Here is a 17,752-nt window from a genome sequence, read left to right as displayed (position 1 = left end):
GAGAGCTCGCGCGCGGGGTTCCCTCTGTCGGGGCCGCGCTCTAGGGTCGGAACATGGCCTCCGAACGCGTGACCCTGACCGTCGCCGACTCCGATGGAGAGCGCGAGGTCGCACTCTCCAGCCCGAACCGGGTGGTGTGGCCTGATCTCGGGATCACGAAGGCCGAGCTCGCCGACTACGTCCAGATCGTGTCGACGCCTTTCCTCGCGGCCAACGGCAACCGTCCGGTGTCGCTCGAGCGCTTCCGCGACGGCATCGGCCCCTCCGGCGGCACGCGAGCCGAGGGCTTCTTCTCCAAGAACCCGCCCAAGGGAACCCCCGACTTCGTCGACGCCGTCACGGTCACGTACAACAGCGGGCGGCAGCATCCGCAGATCGTCCTCAACCGCGCGAGTGCGATCGTCTGGGCGGTGCAGATGAACACGATCGTGTTCCACCCGTGGGCGTCGCTCGCCACCGACGCCGACGACCCCGTCGAACTGCGCATCGACCTCGACCCGCAACCGGGCACGGACTTCGCGGATGCCGTGACCGCAGCGCACACGCTGCGCGAGGTGCTGCGGGATGCGGGCCTGGAGGCGTTCGCCAAGACCAGCGGCAACCGCGGCCTGCACGTGTTCGCGCCGATCGAGCCGACCCACGAGTTCCTCGACGTGCGGCACGCCGTGATCGCTGCGGGACGCGAGCTCGAGCGTCGGATGCCGGAGCAGGTCACGACGAACTGGTGGAAGGAGGAGCGTGGCGAGCGCATCTTCGTCGACTTCAACCAGGCCAACCGCGACCGCACGATGGCCGGTGCTTACAGTCCCCGTGCCCTGCCGGGGGCGACGGTCTCGACTCCGGTGACGTGGGAAGAGCTCGATGGACTCGATCCGCGAACGTTCACGGTGCGCAGCATTCCGAAGCGCCTGGAGGAGATCGGTGATCCCTGGGCTTCGATGCAGGATTCGCCTGGGCGCATCGACACCCTGCTGCAGTGGTGGGAGCGCGACAAGGAGAGCGGGCTGGGGGAGTTGCCCTTCCCTCCGGAGTTCCCCAAGATGCCGGGCGAGCCGCCGCGGGTGCAGCCCAGCAAGAAGGTCGCCGCGAACTGGGACGAAGACGGCGCTCCCGCCGAGAACGGCTGACCCCGGCTCAGGCGAGCACGTCGGCGAGGTCGTAGCCCACGACGGTCTCCAGCTGGTCGTAGGTGCACGAGCGGGCGTCGCGATCCGGGCGCCAGCGTTCGAACTGCACGGTGTGCCGGAAGCGGGCGCCTTCGAGCTGGTCGTAGCGCACCTCGAGAACCCGCTCTGGACGAAGCCGAACGAACGAGACATCCTTCGAACCGCTGAACCGTGACCGCTCGCCCTCCGCCTTCACGGCGTCGCCGGATTCATCGCGTTCCACCAGGGGTGCGAGCTCCTCGACGAGCTCCTGCCGGCGCACGTCGCTCCACGCGGCCACGCCGCCGACCTGGCGCAGCACCCCATCGTCGCCGTAGAGGCCGACCAGCAGTGAGCCCACACCCGAGCCGGACTTGTGGATGCGGTAGCCCAGCGCGACCACATCGGCCGTGCGGGCGTGCTTGATCTTGTACAGGGTGCGCTTGCCCGGTGCGTAGGGCTGATCGAGCGGCTTGGCGACGACGCCGTCGAGTCCTGCACCTTCGAATTCTGCGAGCCAGCGGACGGCCGCATCGCGATCGCGGGTCGTGCGGGTGATGTGCAGCGGGTGTTCGACCGCCTCCATGAGCGTCTCGAGCCGCGCCCGCCTCGTCTCGAAGGACTGGGTGAGCAGGTCGTCTTCCCCGGAGGCGAGCAGGTCGAAAGCGATGAACATCGCCGGTGTCTCCACCGCCAGCCTGGCGACACGCGAGGCAGCCGGGTGGATGCGCTGGCTCAGCGCTTCCCAGTCCAGGCGCTGCGATCCGTCAGGGCCGGTGGCGACGACGATCTCGCCGTCGAGCAGGCAAGGGCCGGGCAGCAGATCGGGAATCGCGTCGACCAGCTCGGGGAAGTAGCGGGTCAAGGGCTTCGCTCCCCGGGATCCGATCTCCACGGTCTCACCATCCCAGGCGATCAGGCCGCGGAAGCCGTCCCACTTCGGCTCGTACAGGAGTCCACCGGGAGTCTTCGCCGGGTCGGGGACCGCCGGCACCGCTTTGGCGAGCATCGGCGCGGGGATCTCATAGCGCATGGTCCTATCCTGGCCGCAGGCGATCCGTGAGGGAAGGCCCTCGGTCAGCGCAGCAGGTCAGCCGAACAGGTCGGTCGACGTCGCACGTTCGCCGGCATCGCGCAGCGCGGTACGGGCGGCATGCCAGCCCGCCATGCCGTTCACGGAGGGGCCGGGAGGCGTCGAGGCGGAGGCCAGGTACACCCCGCGCATCGGAGTCCGCCAGGGGGTGGGGGAGAGGACGGGCCGCCGCAGCGCCTGGCGCATGTCGAACACCCCGCCGGAGATGTCGCCACCGATCTCGGTGGGGTTGATCGCCTCGCGGGACGAAGCCGGGACCGCGTGGTGCGCCAGGATGAGGTCGCGGAACCCGGGGGCGAACCTCTCGACCTGCGCGGTGATGAGCTCGGTCGGATCGAGGTCGGACCCCGGCGGCACGTGGATGTAAGCCCAGAGCACGGCCTTGCCCGCAGGCGCACGGGAGTCGTCGAGCACCGATGGCTGCACGGCGAGCACGTAGGGGCGCTCGCTCAGCCGCCCGGCAGCGACCGCGTTCTCACTCGCCCAGACCTCCGCACGGGTGCCGCCGAGGTGCACGGTCGGGGCTTTGGCGACCTCGGGGTTCGTCCAGGGGATCGGCCCGTCGAGGGCGAAGTCGACCTTCGCAGCTCCCGGTCCGTAGCGGTAGGCGGAGACCTCCCGTGCGTATCCCGCCGGCACATCCGGGTGTGTGAGCGCGAGTCGGGGCGAGGTGTTCAACATCAGGAGGTCGCCGCGCCGCGGGTCGCCCCAATCCAGCGCACCGAGGTCGGAGACGGGTGTTCCCGCCTCGACCGTTCCGCCATGCTCGGTGATGTCGGCGACCATGGCGTCGGCGATCCGCTGCGCGCCACCACGGGGATAGGGCCAGCCGCCCGCGTGTCCGAGCGCGGCCAGCAGCAGCCCGGCAGCAGCACCTGCGAGCGAAGGCTGCGGGGAGTTGGCGTGGGCCACGACTCCGGAGATGAGGGCTGCCGCCTCTTCCGTGCGGAATGCGCGGGCGGCCAGTGGCGTGCCCTGATCGAGCATCCTGATCGCGAAGCGGACGGCGGTCACCGGGTCGCGCGGCACCCGCAGCAGCTGACTGCCCGTGAAGTCGACGACTCCGTCGATGTGGGAGCTCAGCGGGCGGAACCGCGAGAGCCACGCGTGCCCGTCGACTCCGAGGTCCGCCGCCGTGCGGTCGATGTCACGCCAGGCGATCGCCGCGCGTCCGTCATCGAGCGGGTGGGCGTATGAGGCATCGGGCCTGATCCATTCGAGGCGTCGATCGAGCCCGAAAGCCTGGAAGAACGGCGAGGCGAGGGCGGCCGGATGCACGGCGGAGCAGACATCGTGCAGGAAGCCCGGCAGCGTGGATTCGCGCGTGCGCACCCCGCCGCCGATCGTGTCGGCACCCTCGAGCACACGCACCTGGTAGCCGGCGCGCGCGAGCGTCACCGCTGCAGCGAGCCCGTTCGGACCGGATCCGATGATCGTCGCCTGAGCCATGAGGTCAGTTTGGCATGTGCGCGGTGCAGAAGCGGTCGAACGCACCCCTCTGAGCGTGCGATCCTGGAACAAATGAAAGAAGCACAGGGGCCGACCCCCGCAGGCACCTCCCGTCCATACCGTTCACTCTCGGAAGCGCTGCGCGCGCACCGCATCGATCCGACGAATCACGCGTTCATCAAAGCCATCGTCGACGGCATCGGCATCAGCTCGTTGATCGACCGCGGTCGCTACATCGAGGCGATCCGCCGTGGCGAGGGGGCGTCCCTTCATATCGGGCGCACCTACACCAACGGCTTCACCGAAGACGAGCGAGTCGTCGTCGGGGCAGTCGCCCTGCGTCTGCAGCCGAGCGAAGGGCGGGCACCGTACTTCTACGTCAGCCACCCGACCGAGCTCCTCCCGATCACCCCGCCGCGCGCTGCGAAGCGCACGACGACTCCGCGGGTGTCCGCGCCCCGCGCTGCGAAGTCGCCGATGCCGGTCGAGGAGCGTGACTACGGAGTGTGCGACGTGTGCTTCATGGTGAAGACTCCGGCCGGCGGCTGCGGCTGCAACTGATCATGAGTGCTGATGTCGGATCAGCGGCCGAGCGGCCGTTGATCCGACTCGCCGACCTCACCGGACCCGATGCGCTCGAGGTCGGTGCGGCCGTGCGCGCCTATCTGCAGCAGACCGAGCTCGAGAAGAGTCTGCAAGAGCCGGGAGACGCGCTCGATTCGGTGGTTTCGCTCCCCGAACGCTACCTCCGTGAGGTCGAAGACCCGGCTGCGGCGTATGTCGAGCATCGCGTGTGGCTGGCGCAGCTCGGGGCGCGCATCGTCGGAGTCGTGGTGCTGTCCGTGGTCGACGAGGCGGCGGAGATCAAACGGCTGTGGACGGCGCCTGCGGCACGCGGTCGCGGGGTGGGATCGGCGTTGCTCGACGCCGCGCTCCACGATGCGACCGACCTCGGCGCCGCGCAGGTTCGGCTGTCGGTGTGGGACTGGCGCGACGGCGCTGTGCGGCTGTATGAATCGCGGGGTTTCGAGCGCGTGCCTTCGTGGGACGAGCGCGAGCGCCTCGTGTGCATGGTGCGCGCGACTCACGCCGGGAGCTGAGACAGGCGGTACCGGCCGGGGGTCATCCCGACCAGCGGTGTGAACTGCTCGATGAACTGGCTGGTCGTCGCCCACCCGCACGCGGCAGCGGTGTCGGTCACCGAGGAGCCGTCCGCGAGCAGGACGAGCGCGCGGTGCACGCGCAGCTGGAGACGCCATTGCCGATATCCCATGCCGGTCTCCTGCTGGAACAGGCGGCTCAGGGTGCGCTCGGCCGCGCCGGTGCGCATGCCGAGCTCGCCGAGCGCGACGGGGACGGCGAGGTCGTCCTCGACGATGCGCGCCGCCAGACGCAGGCGTGGATCATGCGGCTCCGGCAGATGCAGGGGCTGCTCCGGCGCTGTGACCGCCTCGTCGACGATGACGCGGCGCAGGTGGTCCAGCGCGCTCATGCTGCGCGGGCGGTCTGAGGTCATCGCCAGCACGGCCTCTCGCGCGAGCGGGGTCGCGACGAGCACGGCAGGGGTGGCCGGCAGCAGCGCAGCGAGCTCATCGGTCAGGTGGATGATGCGCATGTCCGTGCGACCGTGCGCGCGATGACGATGCTCGGCGCCGGCCGGCACCCACGCCATGCGCGTCGACGGCGCGATCCAGGCGCCTTCGTCGGTGAGCAGCGAGAGCACTCCTGAGGCCGCGTGCACCAGATGTCCGAGCGGGTGGGCGTGGCGCGGCGATGTCTCGGCGTGCGCGAAGCGGTAGGCGCCCTCCATCGGCAGGGCGGCGAGCGAGCCGAAATCGACCAGGTTCAGGTCGACCAGTCGTGAAGATTGGCGAGAATTCGACATCAAGATGCAGTGTACGTGTTTCCTGACAGGCGGGGTGAGTGCTGGACTCGATGCATGACCACGATGCAGGAGCCGTTCGACACCGCCCCGACCCCGCTGACCAGACCGTCCGCCCGCCGCGGCGGCGTTCTCACCGGGATCTACGTGGGTATCGGCCTGCTGATGATCGCCCTGAACCTCCGCATGGGTGTCGCATCGGTCGGACCGGTGCTCCCCGCGATGGAACATGACCTCGGCATTCCCGCGGCGGCGGCAGGGCTCCTGACGACGATCCCCGTGTTCGCCTTCGGCGCCTTCGCCTTCCTGACTCCCACGCTGACGCGCTGGTTCGGACTGCATCGACTGCTCGCGCTGACGATGCTCGTCGTGGCGGTCGGCATCGGCATCCGCCTCATTCCCTCTCCCGTGGCGCTCTTCGGCGGCACGGTGCTGGTGGGGGCGGGTATCGCGGTCGCCAACGTCTGCATGCCCGCCGTGATCAGGCAGGACTTCGCGCACCGTCTCGGCCTGATGATGGGGCTGTACTCCACATCGCTGTTCCTCGGCGCCGCTGCGGCTGCGGCCCTCACGGTTCCGTTCATGACTGCGCTCGACGGGTCGTGGCGGGGCGCCCTGGCGATCTGGGCGATCCCCGCCGTGCTCGCGCTGCTGATCTGGCTGCCCCGGGCGATGCGCGCGGTCACCGACTCGCCGAGTGCGGCGGGCGCACCCGGTGCGCCCGTCGATGCGATCGTGGAGCTGCGGGACGAACCACGGATGTCGACGCTGCTGCGTGATCCTGTCGCGTGGGCGGTCACGGGCTTCATGGGCCTGCAGAGCCTGAGCTACTATGCGGCGCTGACCTGGATTCCGACGATGCTGCAGGATGCCGGGGTCTCGGTGTCCGATGCCGGACTGCTGTTGTCGTACTCGAGCCTTCCGGGAATCGCGGCCGCGCTGCTCGTCCCGGCAGTGCTGCGCCGTATCCGACCGACGTGGCTCCCCGTCCTGCTCTCCGCGCTCCTGTGCGCAGCGGGGCTGATCGGCCTTCTCGTTGCGCCAGGGGGAGCCGCGCCGTGGGTGTGGATGACGCTGCTCGGGTTCGGCCAGGGCGCCGCCATCGCCCTGTCGCTGACCTACATCGTGCTCCGTGCGCCCGATGCGAGGCACACCGCGCATCTGTCCACCATGGCGCAGGGGGTCGGTTACCTGGTGGCAGGCCTCGGCCCGATCGGCCTCGGCATCCTGCACGCCGCCGTCGGGGGATGGGTCCTACCGGTCGCGGCCCTCGTCCTCCTGCTCGGCGTGCAAGCCGTTGCCGGTGCCGCGGCGAGCCGAGAGCGCCACGTGCGCTCCCTGGGCCGGTGATCCGATCCAGGCGCACGCGTCTCAGGCGAACGCGCTCATCCCGGTGATGTCGCGCCCGAGCAGCAGTGCCTGCACGCTCTCGGTGCCCTCGTAGGTGTGGATGGCCTCGATGTCGGCCATGTGCTGCATCACGCCGTTCTCGAGCAGGATGCCGTTGCCGCCGAGCAGGTCGCGGGCGGTCGAGGCGATGCGGCGCGCGGCACGCGTGTTGTGGAACTTCGCCAGCGACGCCTGGGTCGGACGCAGCTGACCCGCTGTCTCGAGGTCTGCCATCCGCCGGCAGTACAGCTGCATGGCGGTGAGGTCTTCGAGCATGTGAGTGAGGCGCTCCTGCACCATCTGGAACTTCGCGAGGGGCTTGCCGAACTGCACCCGCTGGGTCGCATACGCCAGCGCCGCCTCGTAGCAGGCGGTCGCGTGTCCGAGCGCCGACCATGCGACACCGGAGCGGGTCGCGTAGAGCACGGTCGAGGCGTCCTTGAAGCTCTTCGTCCCCGGCAGCACGGCGTCGAGAGGCACTCGCACGTCGTCCAGCACGATGTGCGCCTGGTGGATCGCTCGCAGCGAGGCCTTGCCGCGGATCACGCTTCCGGTGTACCCGGGGGTGTCCTGCTCCACGAGGAAGCACCGCACGGCGCCGTGCTCGGCGGCGCCCTCGTCGTCGATGCGGGCCCAGACGAACGTGATGCCGCCGGAGGCGCCGTTGCCGATCCATTTCTTCGTCCCGCGGATGACCCACTCGTCGCCGTCGCGGCGAGCCACGGTCTCCAGCGAGACGGAGTCGGAGCCGTGGTCGGGCTCGGTCAGAGCGAACGACCCGAGCACCGAGCCGTCGGCGAGAGCAGTGAGCCAGCGCTCCTGCTGCGCGGGGGAGCCGAACAGGGCCAGCGAGCGCAACGCGAGTCCGCCCTGCACCGCGAGGATGGTGCCCAGCGAGCCGTCGCCACGGGAGATCTCCATGTTCACCAGGCCCGCCGCCAGCGGCGACAGGCTCGTGAGTGACGGGTGCTGGATGCCGTCGACGACGAGGTCCATCTCGCCCATTCGGCGCGCGGCCTCGAGCGGGTACTCCGCGCGATCCCAGGCGTCAGCCATCTGCGGGGCGACCTCGTCGATGTAGGACTTCGCGCGGTCCCACGCCTCACGGTCGGCGGCGGGGATGTCGGCGAAGACGGCGTAGTAGTCGCTGTCCTGACGTCCGGTGATGTCGTACGACGAGACGCGCTCGCCGGGGAACGGGGTGGCTTCGGTGCTCATGGGGCTCCTTCGTGGACCTGAGTATCGTACTCCTCGACACTCGGTTCCACGACCCTCGAACGCCTAGTTGTGATGTCCAGGCAGGTTGTTGAGTCTGCTGATGGGTGGGGCTCCGATGGCGGAGTGGTGGACTCCGAATCAGCACGATCATCGAGCACTCGACCGCCCCGGGATCCTATGCGTACGAGCTCCCCAGTGACGTTGACGTCGTCTTGAACGACGACGGATCGGCGAGCCTGAGCCGGACGGTGACGGCAACGGACGAAGAGGGGTCTGAGCTCTCCGTCACGGCGAACATTGGGCAGATTGGGGCCGCCTGGGCGGTGGATGCCAATGGCGAGCCGGTCGCTACTCACTACGAAGTTGTTGACAATCAACTAGTTCAGTTCGTGGATCACAATCAGCCTGGAGTGGCGTACCCGGTAGTGGCTGACCCGACCTTCTGGTGGGGCTGGAACATCTACGCGAGCAACGCTGTTGTGGGGCAAATCACCAAGCTAATGCTCTCCGGCGTCGCTGCTGGCGTTCTGGCAAGTCGAATCACTGCCCTGATCCCGGCAATCGGAACTCTCACCACGAACATCATCGCGCTCGCTGCTGCGTTGCTTGGTATGGGGGCAGCGCTGATCAACCAGTGCAACTGGAATGGGCGAGGTGTGTACTTCGGGCAAACGTGGGTCACGGGCGTGCTTCCGTTCGTGCCTACGGTCCTGCGGAACGGATACTTCTGCGTGCCTAACTGATAGCTAGAGTGGCGAGTGGAGGAATGATGGAGAACTTGATCCTGGCGGGCTTGCTGGCGCTGTCAACAAGCGCACTTCTATCCTCGCCATTACGCAAGGTCCGACCACTGTCTCTCTGCATGTGGGTACTGTTGGTTCTTGAACTCACTCTGCTCGCCGCTCTTCTATTTTTCATCACCGAAAGCGCTCTGCAACTGTGGCTTCCGAGCGCTCTTGTCGTGCTTGCTGGGTTCAACGTCGTGCTCTGGGCGTTCGCTGTCACCAGATCGCTCGACGGGAGCGACACGAACGCATCACAGCAACCACCCGAGTCACCAGAGAGTAGCTGACTGCGTCGGGCGTCCAACGAAGCTGGGACGTCCGCGCCTCCGACTGGACCTCATAATCGGCTGGTGGACGTACACGATCGCCGCCCCCGCTGATGGACCTCGAAGGCTGGAACGAAGCAGTCGATCAGTGGGGGAACCTCGGTCCGTCATGCTCTGACTTCCAAGACGACGATGCGCCAGCAGTTCTCGTGCCACGTGTACGGTTCGTGGTTCGCAGAAGAAGGGAACCTGGAGAAGGCTCGCCCGACTCGCACCGTAGATTGGGCTGGACCGATCGCCCATCCCGGCGATGCCTTCTGCCCGATACCTGGCAGCCCATTTGCGCGCCGTGACGGGCGAGACCATGAACATCTTTGCGGCGACAATGGCCGTCCACCGGTCATCGACGATCAGGGCTAGTCGAGCTGGGACTGCAGTCGTCGGCTGACCTCGGCGATCGGCATGGAGCGCGGGAACACCGCGACCACCATGTCGTCGGGGGCGGAGGCTGCCTCGTCTCCGGCGACGCCGTAGCGGCGGCGCACATCGGCCAGCGCGGTCTGCAGCGTCGCCAGCGGCACCTTCTTGCGGCCGCGCAGCAGCTGGCGTAGCACGTGATTGTGCACCGCTGTCACGAGGGCGGCGAACCCGACCGCGTCCAGCGGATCGACACCGGGGAGCGCGCTTCGCAGGTAGTCGTCGAACAGCCGCTCGTATCGGAAGACCGTGATAATCTCGCGCTCGCGCAGCACGGGCACCTGACGCACGATCTGGTAGCGGCGCCTGGCGAGCTCCGGATCATGGGCGAAGTGCGCGAAGACCGACTCGGACGCCGCGCACACGGCGCCCCACGGGTCGTCGTGACCCTCGTCGAGGAACTCTCTGAGCTGCTCGAGGAGAACCTCGTGATCGGCGAAGACGACATCCTCTTTGCCGCCGAACTGGCGGAAGAAGGTCGAGCGGGAGACGCCGGCGGCCTTGGCGATCTGCTCGACCGACGTCTGATCGAACCCCTGGGCGCTGAAGAGTTCGAGCGCTGCGGCGACGACGCCGGTGCGCAGTTCTGCGGATTCGTGCATGGCGAAAGCCTAGACCTCGGCGGGCGGAGTCGCCGATGCGCGGCCGTCATACTGAGGAGCGTGAGTGATGACGGGATTGCGGCCGGGTGGTTCGACACGCGCAGACGCGGCACCCGGCGCTGGTGGGACGGCACACGATGGACCTCGCGGATCGTGGTGCGCGGACGTGAGACGACCTTGGCCGAAGACAATGCCTCGGTGCGCCGGCAGCTGCTCGTGAGCGAGGTCGTGCTCGTCGTGGTCCTCGTCGGGTCGATCCTCATCGCCCTGTGGGGTTCGCTCCCCGTGCTCGTCGTGCGCCCGGTGATCGTCGCTGTGGGCGCGGCTCTCGTGGTCACGCCGTTCCTCATCACCCGGCAGTTGCGTCTGGTCGCTCTCCCGGCGCGTCGCCGCGGTGTGCCCGCAGGGCGCTGACCGCAGAGGGGCGTGGCCGCAGGAGCGTCCAGGCCGAGGTAGTAGGCTGGGGGACTGGTCGATGTCTCGACATCGAGAGAATTACCAGACAGCAGCCCAGTGAAGGAACCACAGTGGATCTGTACGAGTACCAGGCACGAGACGTTTTCGAAAAGTACGGAGTGCCGGTTCTCGCCGGCATCGTCGCGGACACCCCTGAAGAGGTGAGGGCGGCTGCCGAGAAGATCGGCGGAGTGGTCGTCGTCAAAGCTCAGGTGAAGACCGGTGGCCGTGGAAAGGCGGGCGGCGTCAAGGTCGCCAAGACGCCCGACGAGGCGTACGAAGCAGCGAAGGCCATCCTCGGCCTCGACATCAAGGGCCACGTCGTCAAGCGCGTCATGGTCGCCCAGGGCGCACGCATCGCCGAGGAGTACTACTTCTCCGTGCTGCTCGACCGGGCCAACCGCTCCTACCTGAGCCTCTGCTCGGTCGAGGGCGGCATGGAGATCGAAGAGCTCGCCGTCGAGCGTCCCGAGGCGCTCGCGCGCGTCGAGGTCAACCCGCTGACGGGCATCGACAAGGACAAGGCCGTCGAGATCGCTCGCGCGGCGAACTTCCCGGAAGAGCTCATCGAGAAGGTCTCCGACGTGTTCGTGAAGCTCTTCGACGTCTACAAGGGCGAAGACGCGACGCTCGTCGAGGTCAACCCGCTGGTCCGCACCGAAGAAGGCGACATCGTCGCGCTCGACGGCAAGGTCACGCTCGACGACAACGCCTCCGAGATCCGTCACCCCGAGCACGAAGCGCTCGAAGACAAGGACGCCGCAGACCCGCTCGAGGCCAAGGCCAAGGCATCCGGTCTCAACTACGTGAAGCTCGACGGCGAGGTCGGCATCATCGGCAACGGCGCAGGGCTCGTCATGTCCACGCTCGACGTGGTCGCCTACGCGGGCGAGAACCACAACGGCGTGAAGCCGGCCAACTTCCTCGACATCGGCGGCGGCGCCTCGGCTGAGGTCATGGCCGCCGGCCTCGACGTCATCCTCGGCGACCCGCAGGTCAAGAGCGTCTTCGTCAACGTGTTCGGCGGCATCACGGCGTGCGACGCCGTCGCCAACGGCATCAAGGGCGCGCTCGAGACGCTGGGCGCCACGGCCTCCAAGCCGCTCGTCGTGCGCCTCGACGGCAACCGCGTCGACGAGGGTCGCGCGATCCTCGCCGAGTACGCGCACCCGCTCGTGACCCTGGCCGCCACGATGGACGAGGGCGCCGACAAGGCCGCCGAGCTCGCCAACGCCTGAGACTGAAGGACTAGAAGAATGTCGATCTACCTCAACAAGGACTCCAAGGTCATCGTCCAGGGCATCACCGGCGGCGAGGGCACCAAGCACACCGCGCTGATGCTCAAGGCCGGCACCCAGGTCGTCGGTGGCGTCAACGCCCGCAAGGCCGGCACCACGGTCTCGCACACCGACAAGGACGGCAACGCCGTCGAGCTGCCCGTCTTCGCCTCGGTCGCCGAGGCCATGAAGGAGACCGGCGCCGACGTGTCGATCGCCTTCGTCCCCGGCGCCTTCACGAAGGACGCGATGATCGAGGCCATCGATGCCGAGATCCCGCTGCTCGTCGTGATCACCGAGGGTGTGCCGGTCGGCGACTCGGCCGAGGCCTGGGCCTACACGCAGAGCAAGGGCAACAAGACCCGCATCATCGGACCGAACTGCCCCGGCATCATCACCCCTGGTGAGGCGCTCGTCGGCATCACGCCCGCGAACATCACCGGCAAGGGCCCGATCGGCCTCGTGTCGAAGTCGGGCACCCTGACGTACCAGATGATGTTCGAGCTGCGCGACCTCGGCTTCTCGACCGCCATCGGCATCGGCGGCGACCCGGTCATCGGCACCACGCACATCGACGCGCTCGCCGCGTTCGAGGCCGACCCCGAGACCAAGGCGATCGTCATGATCGGTGAGATCGGTGGCGACGCCGAAGAGCGTGCGGCCGACTACATCAAGGCGCACGTCACCAAGCCGGTCGTCGGCTACGTCGCGGGCTTCACGGCTCCCGAGGGCAAGACCATGGGTCACGCCGGTGCGATCGTCTCCGGCTCGGCCGGTACCGCCCAGGCGAAGAAGGAGGCCCTCGAGGCCGCCGGTGTCAAGGTCGGCAAGACGCCGTCCGAGACGGCAGACCTGATGCGTGCGATTGTCGAAGCGCTCTGATCTGAGCTACGCTTGATCTGAAGGCCCCGGACTCCACTCTGGGGCCTTCTTTCATGCCCGGCGCGTGCAGAGCCTCCGCGTCAGCTCCGCGGAGTCACGGAAGCCAGGATGCTGTCGAGCACGCGGTGTGCGTGTCGACGTGCTGCGGGGGCGTCCTGTTGGGCGGCGAGCCAGAGCGCGAGCTCGTTCATCGCTCCGGAGAGGGCCGCCGTCAGCGGGTCGAGGAGCGCGGGGGTGATTCCGGCCTCGCGCAGCCCCGCCCTGAGTTCGTTCTCCGGGCCCTCTGCGTCCAGCCGGCGCCAGTGCTCCCAGCCGAGCGCGGCGGGGCCGTCGATCAGCAGGATGCGTGCGGCCGTACCGTCGGTGATCGCGTCGAGGAAGGCGTGGCTGCCGTCGCCGAGGGCGGCATCCGGAGCGCTGTCCGTGGTGGCGGCGACGATGGCATCCGCGATGTGCTGCTGCTGCGCGGAGGCGACTGCGGCGAACAGCTGCGGCTTCGAGACGTAATGGTGGTACACGGCGCCGCGGGTCACGCCGGCCGTGCGGGCGATCTCGTCGACGGAGGCCGTGGCGTAGCCATGCTCGGCGAAGTGCGCGGTGGCGGCTTCGAGGATGCGTCGGGCGGTCTCGGCGGCGTCGGCGGCGGATGATCGGGGCATGGTCTTCCTTTACGTGCGTCGTGTATGTAATCTATCCCCAAGGATACAAACACGCTGTATGTAAAGGAATGACCATGGAGATCACGAGCTTCTATCCGGTGCTGATGGTGGACGACGTCGCCACGGCGGCACGGTTCTATCGAGAGGAACTCGGGTTCGAGACGACCTTCGAAGCGGACTGGTACGTGAGTCTGCGCTTCGACGGCGGCGAGCTCGCGATCCTCGACCGCGCGCACGAGACGATCCCCGAAGGCTTCCGCGAACCCGTGCGCGGCCTGCTTCTGAACGCGGAGGTGCCCGACGCTGCGGTCGAGCACGCGCGCCTCGTGGGGGAGCGGGGTCTTCCCGAGCGGTTGACGTTGCGAGACGAGGCCTTCGGGCAGCGGCACTTCATCGTCGAGGCGCCCGGCGGCGTGCTGATCGACGTGATCGAACCGATCGCGCCGTCACCGGAGTTCGCTGCCGCATTCGCCTGAGGCACGAAAGAGGGGCGGATGCCGCAGCACCCGCCCCTCTCGCGATCTCGGACTGAGGTCAGATCCCGACGCCGAAGAGGGCCTCGATCGGCCCGCGGGCGAAGAAGATCAGGAAGCCGGCGCCGACGACCCACAGCAGCGGGCTGATGGTCTTGGCCTTACCGGAGAACGCATGGATGATCACCCAGCTCACGAAGCCCGCACCGATGCCGTTCGCGATCGAGTACGTCAGCGGCATGACCGACACCGTGAGGAACACCGGCAGCAGCACGCGGAAGTCCGTGAAGTCGATGTAGCGGATCTGCGCCATCATCATCGCACCGACGATGATCAGCGCGGCTGCCGCGATCTCGGTCGGGACGATCGACGTCAGCGGGGTCAGGAACATCGCGATCAGGAACACGACGCCGGTGACGACGTTCGCCAGTCCCGTGCGCGCGCCCTCGCCGATGCCGGCGCCCGACTCGATGAAGACCGTGCTCGAGGAGGAGGAGGTGGCACCACCGGCGATGGCGCCGACGCCCTCGACGACCAGCGCCGACTTGATGCGGGGGAAGTCTCCGTTGTCGTCGGCGAGGTTCGCCTCCTTGGCGAGACCGGTCATGGTGCCCATGGCGTCGAAGAAGTTCGTGAAGAGCAGCGTGAAGACGATCATCACGATGGCGACGAGGCTGACCTTGCCGAAGTCGAAGCTGAAGTCGACCGCGCCGATCAGGCTGAGGTCGGGAACGCCGACGGGTGAGCCGCTGAGCGCGGGAACCGTGAGTCCCCAGCCGCCGGGGTTGACCACGTTGCCCTCGTCGTCGAAGCCTCGAGCGCCGATGTGCCAGATCGCCTCGACGATCACCGCGATCACGGTGCCGCCGACGAGACCGATCAGCATGCCGCCCTTGATCTTGAGAGCGACGAGGATGCCGGTGAGCAGCAGCGTGATGACGAAGAGCAGGCTCGGAACGGTCGCGACCGAGCCGTTGACGCCGAGTCCGACCGGCGGTGAGGATGCGCCGGTCGCGGTGACGAAGCCCGAGTTGACGAAGCCGATGAAGGCGATGAACAGACCGATGCCGACCGTGATCGCGATCTTCAGCTGGAACGGCACGGCGTCGAAGATCGCCTTGCGGAGCCCGGTGGCCGCAAGCAGCACGATCACGACACCGTTGATCATCACGAGCGCCATGGCCTCAGGCCAGGTCACCTGCCCGACGACCGAGAACGCGACGAAGGCGTTGATGCCGAGTCCTGCGGCGAAACCGAACGGCAGGCGCGTGACCAGACCGAACAGGATCGTCATCACACCGGCGGTCAGCGCGGTGGCGGCTCCCACGGCGTTGAAGCTGAGCATGTCTCCCGCGACGTCGGGCTTGCCGGAGAGGATGATCGGGTTGAGGATCACGATGTAGGCCATCGTGACGAACGTCACCAGGCCCCCTCGGATCTCGGTGCCGATCGTGGATCCGCGCTTGCTGATCTCGAAGAAGCGGTCCAGGGAATTCTTGGGCTCGGTGGATGCCGGGGCGGGCGGGGCAGTTGTCATCGGGAAACCTCCGGAGAAACGCTATCGTGTCGCCGGGTCCACGCGCGCCCCCAGGGCTTCGTCGGCATCTCGTCGTAGTCTCGAAACGCTATGCAACGCCTCCTCGTCGCGCTCCTCGCCGCTTTCGACGCCGCCATCGCCGCGGCGGTCGGTCTCGTCGTGCTGCTCGCGCCGCTGACACTGCTGTGGACGCTCGCCTTCGGCGTCACGGCCGACTGGGGCGCACTCTGGCCGCTCACCGGCACGCTCTGGGAGTTCGGTCACGGGGCGCCGCTCGCGATAACCATCCCGGCGGAACTCCTCGTCGCCCTCGGCATCCCGGCAGAGGCGGCATCCTTCGCCGTGTCGATCACCCCGTTGGCGTTCCTGATCTTCACGCTGCTGTTCGCCGCCCGCTCCGGCGGCCGGGCGGCGGCGGCAGGGACGTGGCTGCTCGGGTCGCTGTCAGGCGCTGCGGTGTTCGCCGTCATCTCCGTGGGGGTCGCGCTGACCGCACGGCTGGATGCGGTGCAGACTCCCTTGCCGCTCGCGATGCTGCTTCCGGCAGCGGTCTACCTCGTCGGTGCCCTGTGCGGTGCGATCCGCGTCGCCTGGGAAGAGGGCGACGGCGGCATCCTCGACCGCCTGCATGACCGGCTCGACGCCCGCGAGGACTGGGCTCCCGTGCTGCCCGCGGTCGTGCGAGGCACGGCCTTCACGCTCGTCGCCGTGGTGGGTGCTGCGGCTCTGGCGCTTGCGGTGGCGACCCTGTTCCGTGGCGGCGAGGTCATCGCACTGTTCCAGGCCGCCCGCGTCGACGCTCTCGGTGCGACCGTGATGACCCTGGCGCAGCTCATGTACCTGCCGACGCTGATCGTGTGGGCGGCATCCTGGCTCGCCGGCCCCGGTTTCGCCGTCGGAGTCGGAACGGCCGTGTCGCCGGCGGGCACGCAGCTGGGAGTCGTGCCCGGTATCCCCGTGTTCGGTCTGCTCCCCGAGAACAGCTCTATGTGGATGCTGATCGTCGTGCTCGTCCCCGTCGCCGCCGGAGCGTTCGCGGGGTGGGCGGTGCGTTCCCGTCTCGTCTGGGAAGGCACGCCGCTCGGTGTTCCGCAACGTGCCGTGATCGCGGTCGGCATCGCCGGGGTCACGGCGGGGGTCGCCGGGCTCGCCGCCGTGCTCGCGAACGGATCGATGGGTCCCGGCCGCCTGGAGGAAGTCGGGCCAGCCGTGCTTCCGTTCATGTTGGCGCTCGGTCTGGAAGTCCTCGTGGGCGCCGCGATCCTGCTGCTCTCCCCGCGTCACCGTGATGAGCTGGCCGAGGAGCGCACCGACCGTTGGATCGCCGAGATGACGGAGTTCGATCCGAGTCTTGCCCCGGCTGCCCGCGCGGCGTCGGATGCCCCGCTCTTCGAGACGTCGAGCTTCGATGACACGGCCCCGCTCGACGACGTCCGCGGGTTCACGACACCGAAGGCCGACCAGAAGGACCAACGCGACTGAGCGCTCTCCGCACGCGCGCGGATGCCGGGCGGAAGCGGTCTGCGCTCCCCGGTAGACTGGGCGCGTGCTCACGGTCGCCGTTCTCATCTCGGGCACCGGCTCGAACCTTCGCGCCCTCCTCGAGGCCGCTCGTCATCCCGATTTTCCCGCCAGGGTGATCGTCGTCGGCGCCGACCGCGAAGCCGACGGACTCGCCCACGCCGAGGAGTTCGGCATCCCCAGCTTCACGGTGCCGTGGCACGAGCACGAGAGCCGCGAGGCGTGGGGCGAAGAGCTCGCCCGCCAGCTTGCCGTCTGGAACCCCGACCTCGTCGTCCTCAGCGGCCTCATGCGTCTGCTTCCGCCGTCGCTCGTCGCACAGTACTCCCCGCGCCTCATCAACACGCACCCGGCGTTCCTGCCGGAGTTCCCCGGCGCGCACGGCGTTCGTGACGCGCTCGTCTCCGGAGCCGCAGAGACCGGCGCCAGCGTGATCGTCGTCGACGACGGCGTCGACACCGGCCCGATCCTCGCGCAGGAACGCGTCGCGATCCTCGAGGGCGACACCGAGCACAGCCTGCACGAGCGCATCAAGCCCGTCGAACGCCGACTGCTCATCGACGTCGTCCGCGGCATCGCCACCGGCGACCTCTCCCTCCGCTCTTCTTCCTGACCCCCTCCACCCGACGCCCCCGCACGAA

The 17,752-nt window shown here is 68.4% G+C and carries 19 protein-coding genes; 11 read left to right on the top strand and 8 right to left on the bottom strand.

Annotated features, from left to right (window positions below; translation table 11 throughout):
- Window positions 1-53: 53 nt before the first annotated feature.
- Entirely contained in the window at window positions 54-1,127 is a 1,074-nt protein-coding gene (gene ligD, locus CQ040_RS17665; protein ID WP_105527663.1) for a non-homologous end-joining DNA ligase, read from the top strand.
- Between the two features lie 7 nt (window positions 1,128-1,134).
- Here the strand turns inward: ligD and CQ040_RS17660 are convergent, their stop codons facing one another.
- Window positions 1,135-2,178 (bottom strand): ATP-dependent DNA ligase, encoded by a 1,044-nt coding sequence (locus tag CQ040_RS17660; RefSeq protein ID WP_105527664.1) that lies wholly within the window; start codon window positions 2,176-2,178, stop codon window positions 1,135-1,137.
- A 57-nt stretch (window positions 2,179-2,235) separates the two neighbouring features.
- Window positions 2,236-3,687, bottom strand: coding sequence for an NAD(P)/FAD-dependent oxidoreductase (locus CQ040_RS17655; protein WP_105527665.1), 1,452 nt, complete (start codon window positions 3,685-3,687; stop codon window positions 2,236-2,238).
- A 72-nt stretch (window positions 3,688-3,759) separates the two neighbouring features.
- Between CQ040_RS17655 and CQ040_RS17650 the strand changes: the two genes are divergently transcribed.
- Entirely contained in the window at window positions 3,760-4,248 is a 489-nt protein-coding gene (locus CQ040_RS17650; protein WP_105527666.1) for a hypothetical protein, read from the top strand.
- 2 nt (window positions 4,249-4,250) lie between these two features.
- A complete protein-coding gene (locus tag CQ040_RS17645; RefSeq protein WP_105527667.1) occupies window positions 4,251-4,787 on the top strand; it encodes an N-acetyltransferase in 537 nt (178 codons plus the stop codon).
- Here CQ040_RS17645 and CQ040_RS17640 read toward each other — a convergent pair.
- Window positions 4,772-5,572, bottom strand: a complete 801-nt coding sequence (locus CQ040_RS17640; protein ID WP_105527668.1) for a helix-turn-helix transcriptional regulator — start codon at window positions 5,570-5,572, stop codon at window positions 4,772-4,774. The genes CQ040_RS17645 and CQ040_RS17640 overlap by 16 nt on opposite strands.
- A 54-nt stretch (window positions 5,573-5,626) precedes the next feature.
- On the opposite strand from CQ040_RS17640, the gene CQ040_RS17635 reads away from it, so the two are divergent.
- Complete coding sequence (locus CQ040_RS17635) at window positions 5,627-6,919, top strand: MFS transporter (protein WP_105527669.1); 1,293 nt, start codon at window positions 5,627-5,629, stop codon at window positions 6,917-6,919.
- 21 nt (window positions 6,920-6,940) lie between these two features.
- Here the strand turns inward: CQ040_RS17635 and CQ040_RS17630 are convergent, their stop codons facing one another.
- A complete protein-coding gene (locus CQ040_RS17630; RefSeq protein ID WP_028502359.1) occupies window positions 6,941-8,176 on the bottom strand; it encodes an acyl-CoA dehydrogenase family protein in 1,236 nt (411 codons plus the stop codon).
- Window positions 8,177-8,388: 212 nt separating this feature from the next.
- On the opposite strand from CQ040_RS17630, the gene CQ040_RS17625 reads away from it, so the two are divergent.
- Window positions 8,389-8,919: a hypothetical protein gene (locus CQ040_RS17625; RefSeq protein ID WP_146113915.1), complete on the top strand. Its 531-nt coding sequence runs from the start codon at window positions 8,389-8,391 to the stop codon at window positions 8,917-8,919.
- A gap of 311 nt (window positions 8,920-9,230) precedes the next feature.
- On the opposite strand, the gene CQ040_RS21305 is transcribed toward CQ040_RS17625, so the two are convergent.
- Window positions 9,231-9,641, bottom strand: a complete 411-nt coding sequence (locus CQ040_RS21305; RefSeq protein ID WP_374954140.1) for a leucine zipper domain-containing protein — start codon at window positions 9,639-9,641, stop codon at window positions 9,231-9,233.
- Between the two features lie 2 nt (window positions 9,642-9,643).
- Window positions 9,644-10,306, bottom strand: coding sequence for a TetR/AcrR family transcriptional regulator (locus CQ040_RS17615; RefSeq protein ID WP_105527671.1), 663 nt, complete (start codon window positions 10,304-10,306; stop codon window positions 9,644-9,646).
- A 60-nt stretch (window positions 10,307-10,366) separates the two neighbouring features.
- Between CQ040_RS17615 and CQ040_RS17610 the strand changes: the two genes are divergently transcribed.
- The 3 genes from CQ040_RS17610 (at window position 10,367) to sucD (ending at window position 12,921) form a co-directional block, all read left to right on the top strand.
- Window positions 10,367-10,720, top strand: a complete 354-nt coding sequence (locus CQ040_RS17610; protein WP_105527672.1) for a hypothetical protein — start codon at window positions 10,367-10,369, stop codon at window positions 10,718-10,720.
- 113 nt (window positions 10,721-10,833) lie between these two features.
- Window positions 10,834-12,000, top strand: coding sequence for an ADP-forming succinate--CoA ligase subunit beta (sucC, locus tag CQ040_RS17605; protein ID WP_105527673.1), 1,167 nt, complete (start codon window positions 10,834-10,836; stop codon window positions 11,998-12,000).
- An 18-nt stretch (window positions 12,001-12,018) separates the two neighbouring features.
- Window positions 12,019-12,921 (top strand): succinate--CoA ligase subunit alpha, encoded by a 903-nt coding sequence (gene sucD, locus CQ040_RS17600; protein WP_028502363.1) that lies wholly within the window; start codon window positions 12,019-12,021, stop codon window positions 12,919-12,921.
- Window positions 12,922-13,001: 80 nt separating this feature from the next.
- Here the strand turns inward: sucD and CQ040_RS17595 are convergent, their stop codons facing one another.
- Window positions 13,002-13,580, bottom strand: coding sequence for a TetR/AcrR family transcriptional regulator (locus CQ040_RS17595; RefSeq protein WP_105527674.1), 579 nt, complete (start codon window positions 13,578-13,580; stop codon window positions 13,002-13,004).
- A 74-nt stretch (window positions 13,581-13,654) separates the two neighbouring features.
- Here CQ040_RS17595 and CQ040_RS17590 point away from each other — a divergent pair, with 74 nt between their 5' ends.
- Complete coding sequence (locus CQ040_RS17590; protein WP_105527675.1) at window positions 13,655-14,056, top strand: VOC family protein; 402 nt, start codon at window positions 13,655-13,657, stop codon at window positions 14,054-14,056.
- Between the two features lie 58 nt (window positions 14,057-14,114).
- Here the strand turns inward: CQ040_RS17590 and CQ040_RS17585 are convergent, their stop codons facing one another.
- The gene (locus CQ040_RS17585; protein WP_105527676.1) at window positions 14,115-15,590 is read right to left on the bottom strand and encodes an NCS2 family permease; all 1,476 of its coding nucleotides are present in this window, start codon (window positions 15,588-15,590) and stop codon (window positions 14,115-14,117) included.
- A gap of 90 nt (window positions 15,591-15,680) precedes the next feature.
- On the opposite strand from CQ040_RS17585, the gene CQ040_RS17580 reads away from it, so the two are divergent.
- Together CQ040_RS17580 and purN are read left to right on the top strand one after the other, a co-directional pair.
- Window positions 15,681-17,072, top strand: a complete 1,392-nt coding sequence (locus CQ040_RS17580; RefSeq protein ID WP_105527677.1) for a DUF6350 family protein — start codon at window positions 15,681-15,683, stop codon at window positions 17,070-17,072.
- 64 nt (window positions 17,073-17,136) lie between these two features.
- Window positions 17,137-17,724 carry a phosphoribosylglycinamide formyltransferase gene (gene purN / locus CQ040_RS17575; RefSeq protein WP_105527678.1) on the top strand — a complete coding sequence of 196 codons (588 nt, stop codon included), beginning with the start codon at window positions 17,137-17,139 and terminating at the stop codon, window positions 17,722-17,724.
- Window positions 17,725-17,752: the final 28 nt, after the last annotated feature.

The sequence above is a fragment of the Microbacterium sp. MYb54 genome (genome assembly GCF_002979515.1).
Taxonomy (GTDB): Bacteria; Actinomycetota; Actinomycetes; order Actinomycetales; family Microbacteriaceae; genus Microbacterium.
This window is presented reverse-complemented; position numbering and strand designations above follow the sequence as displayed.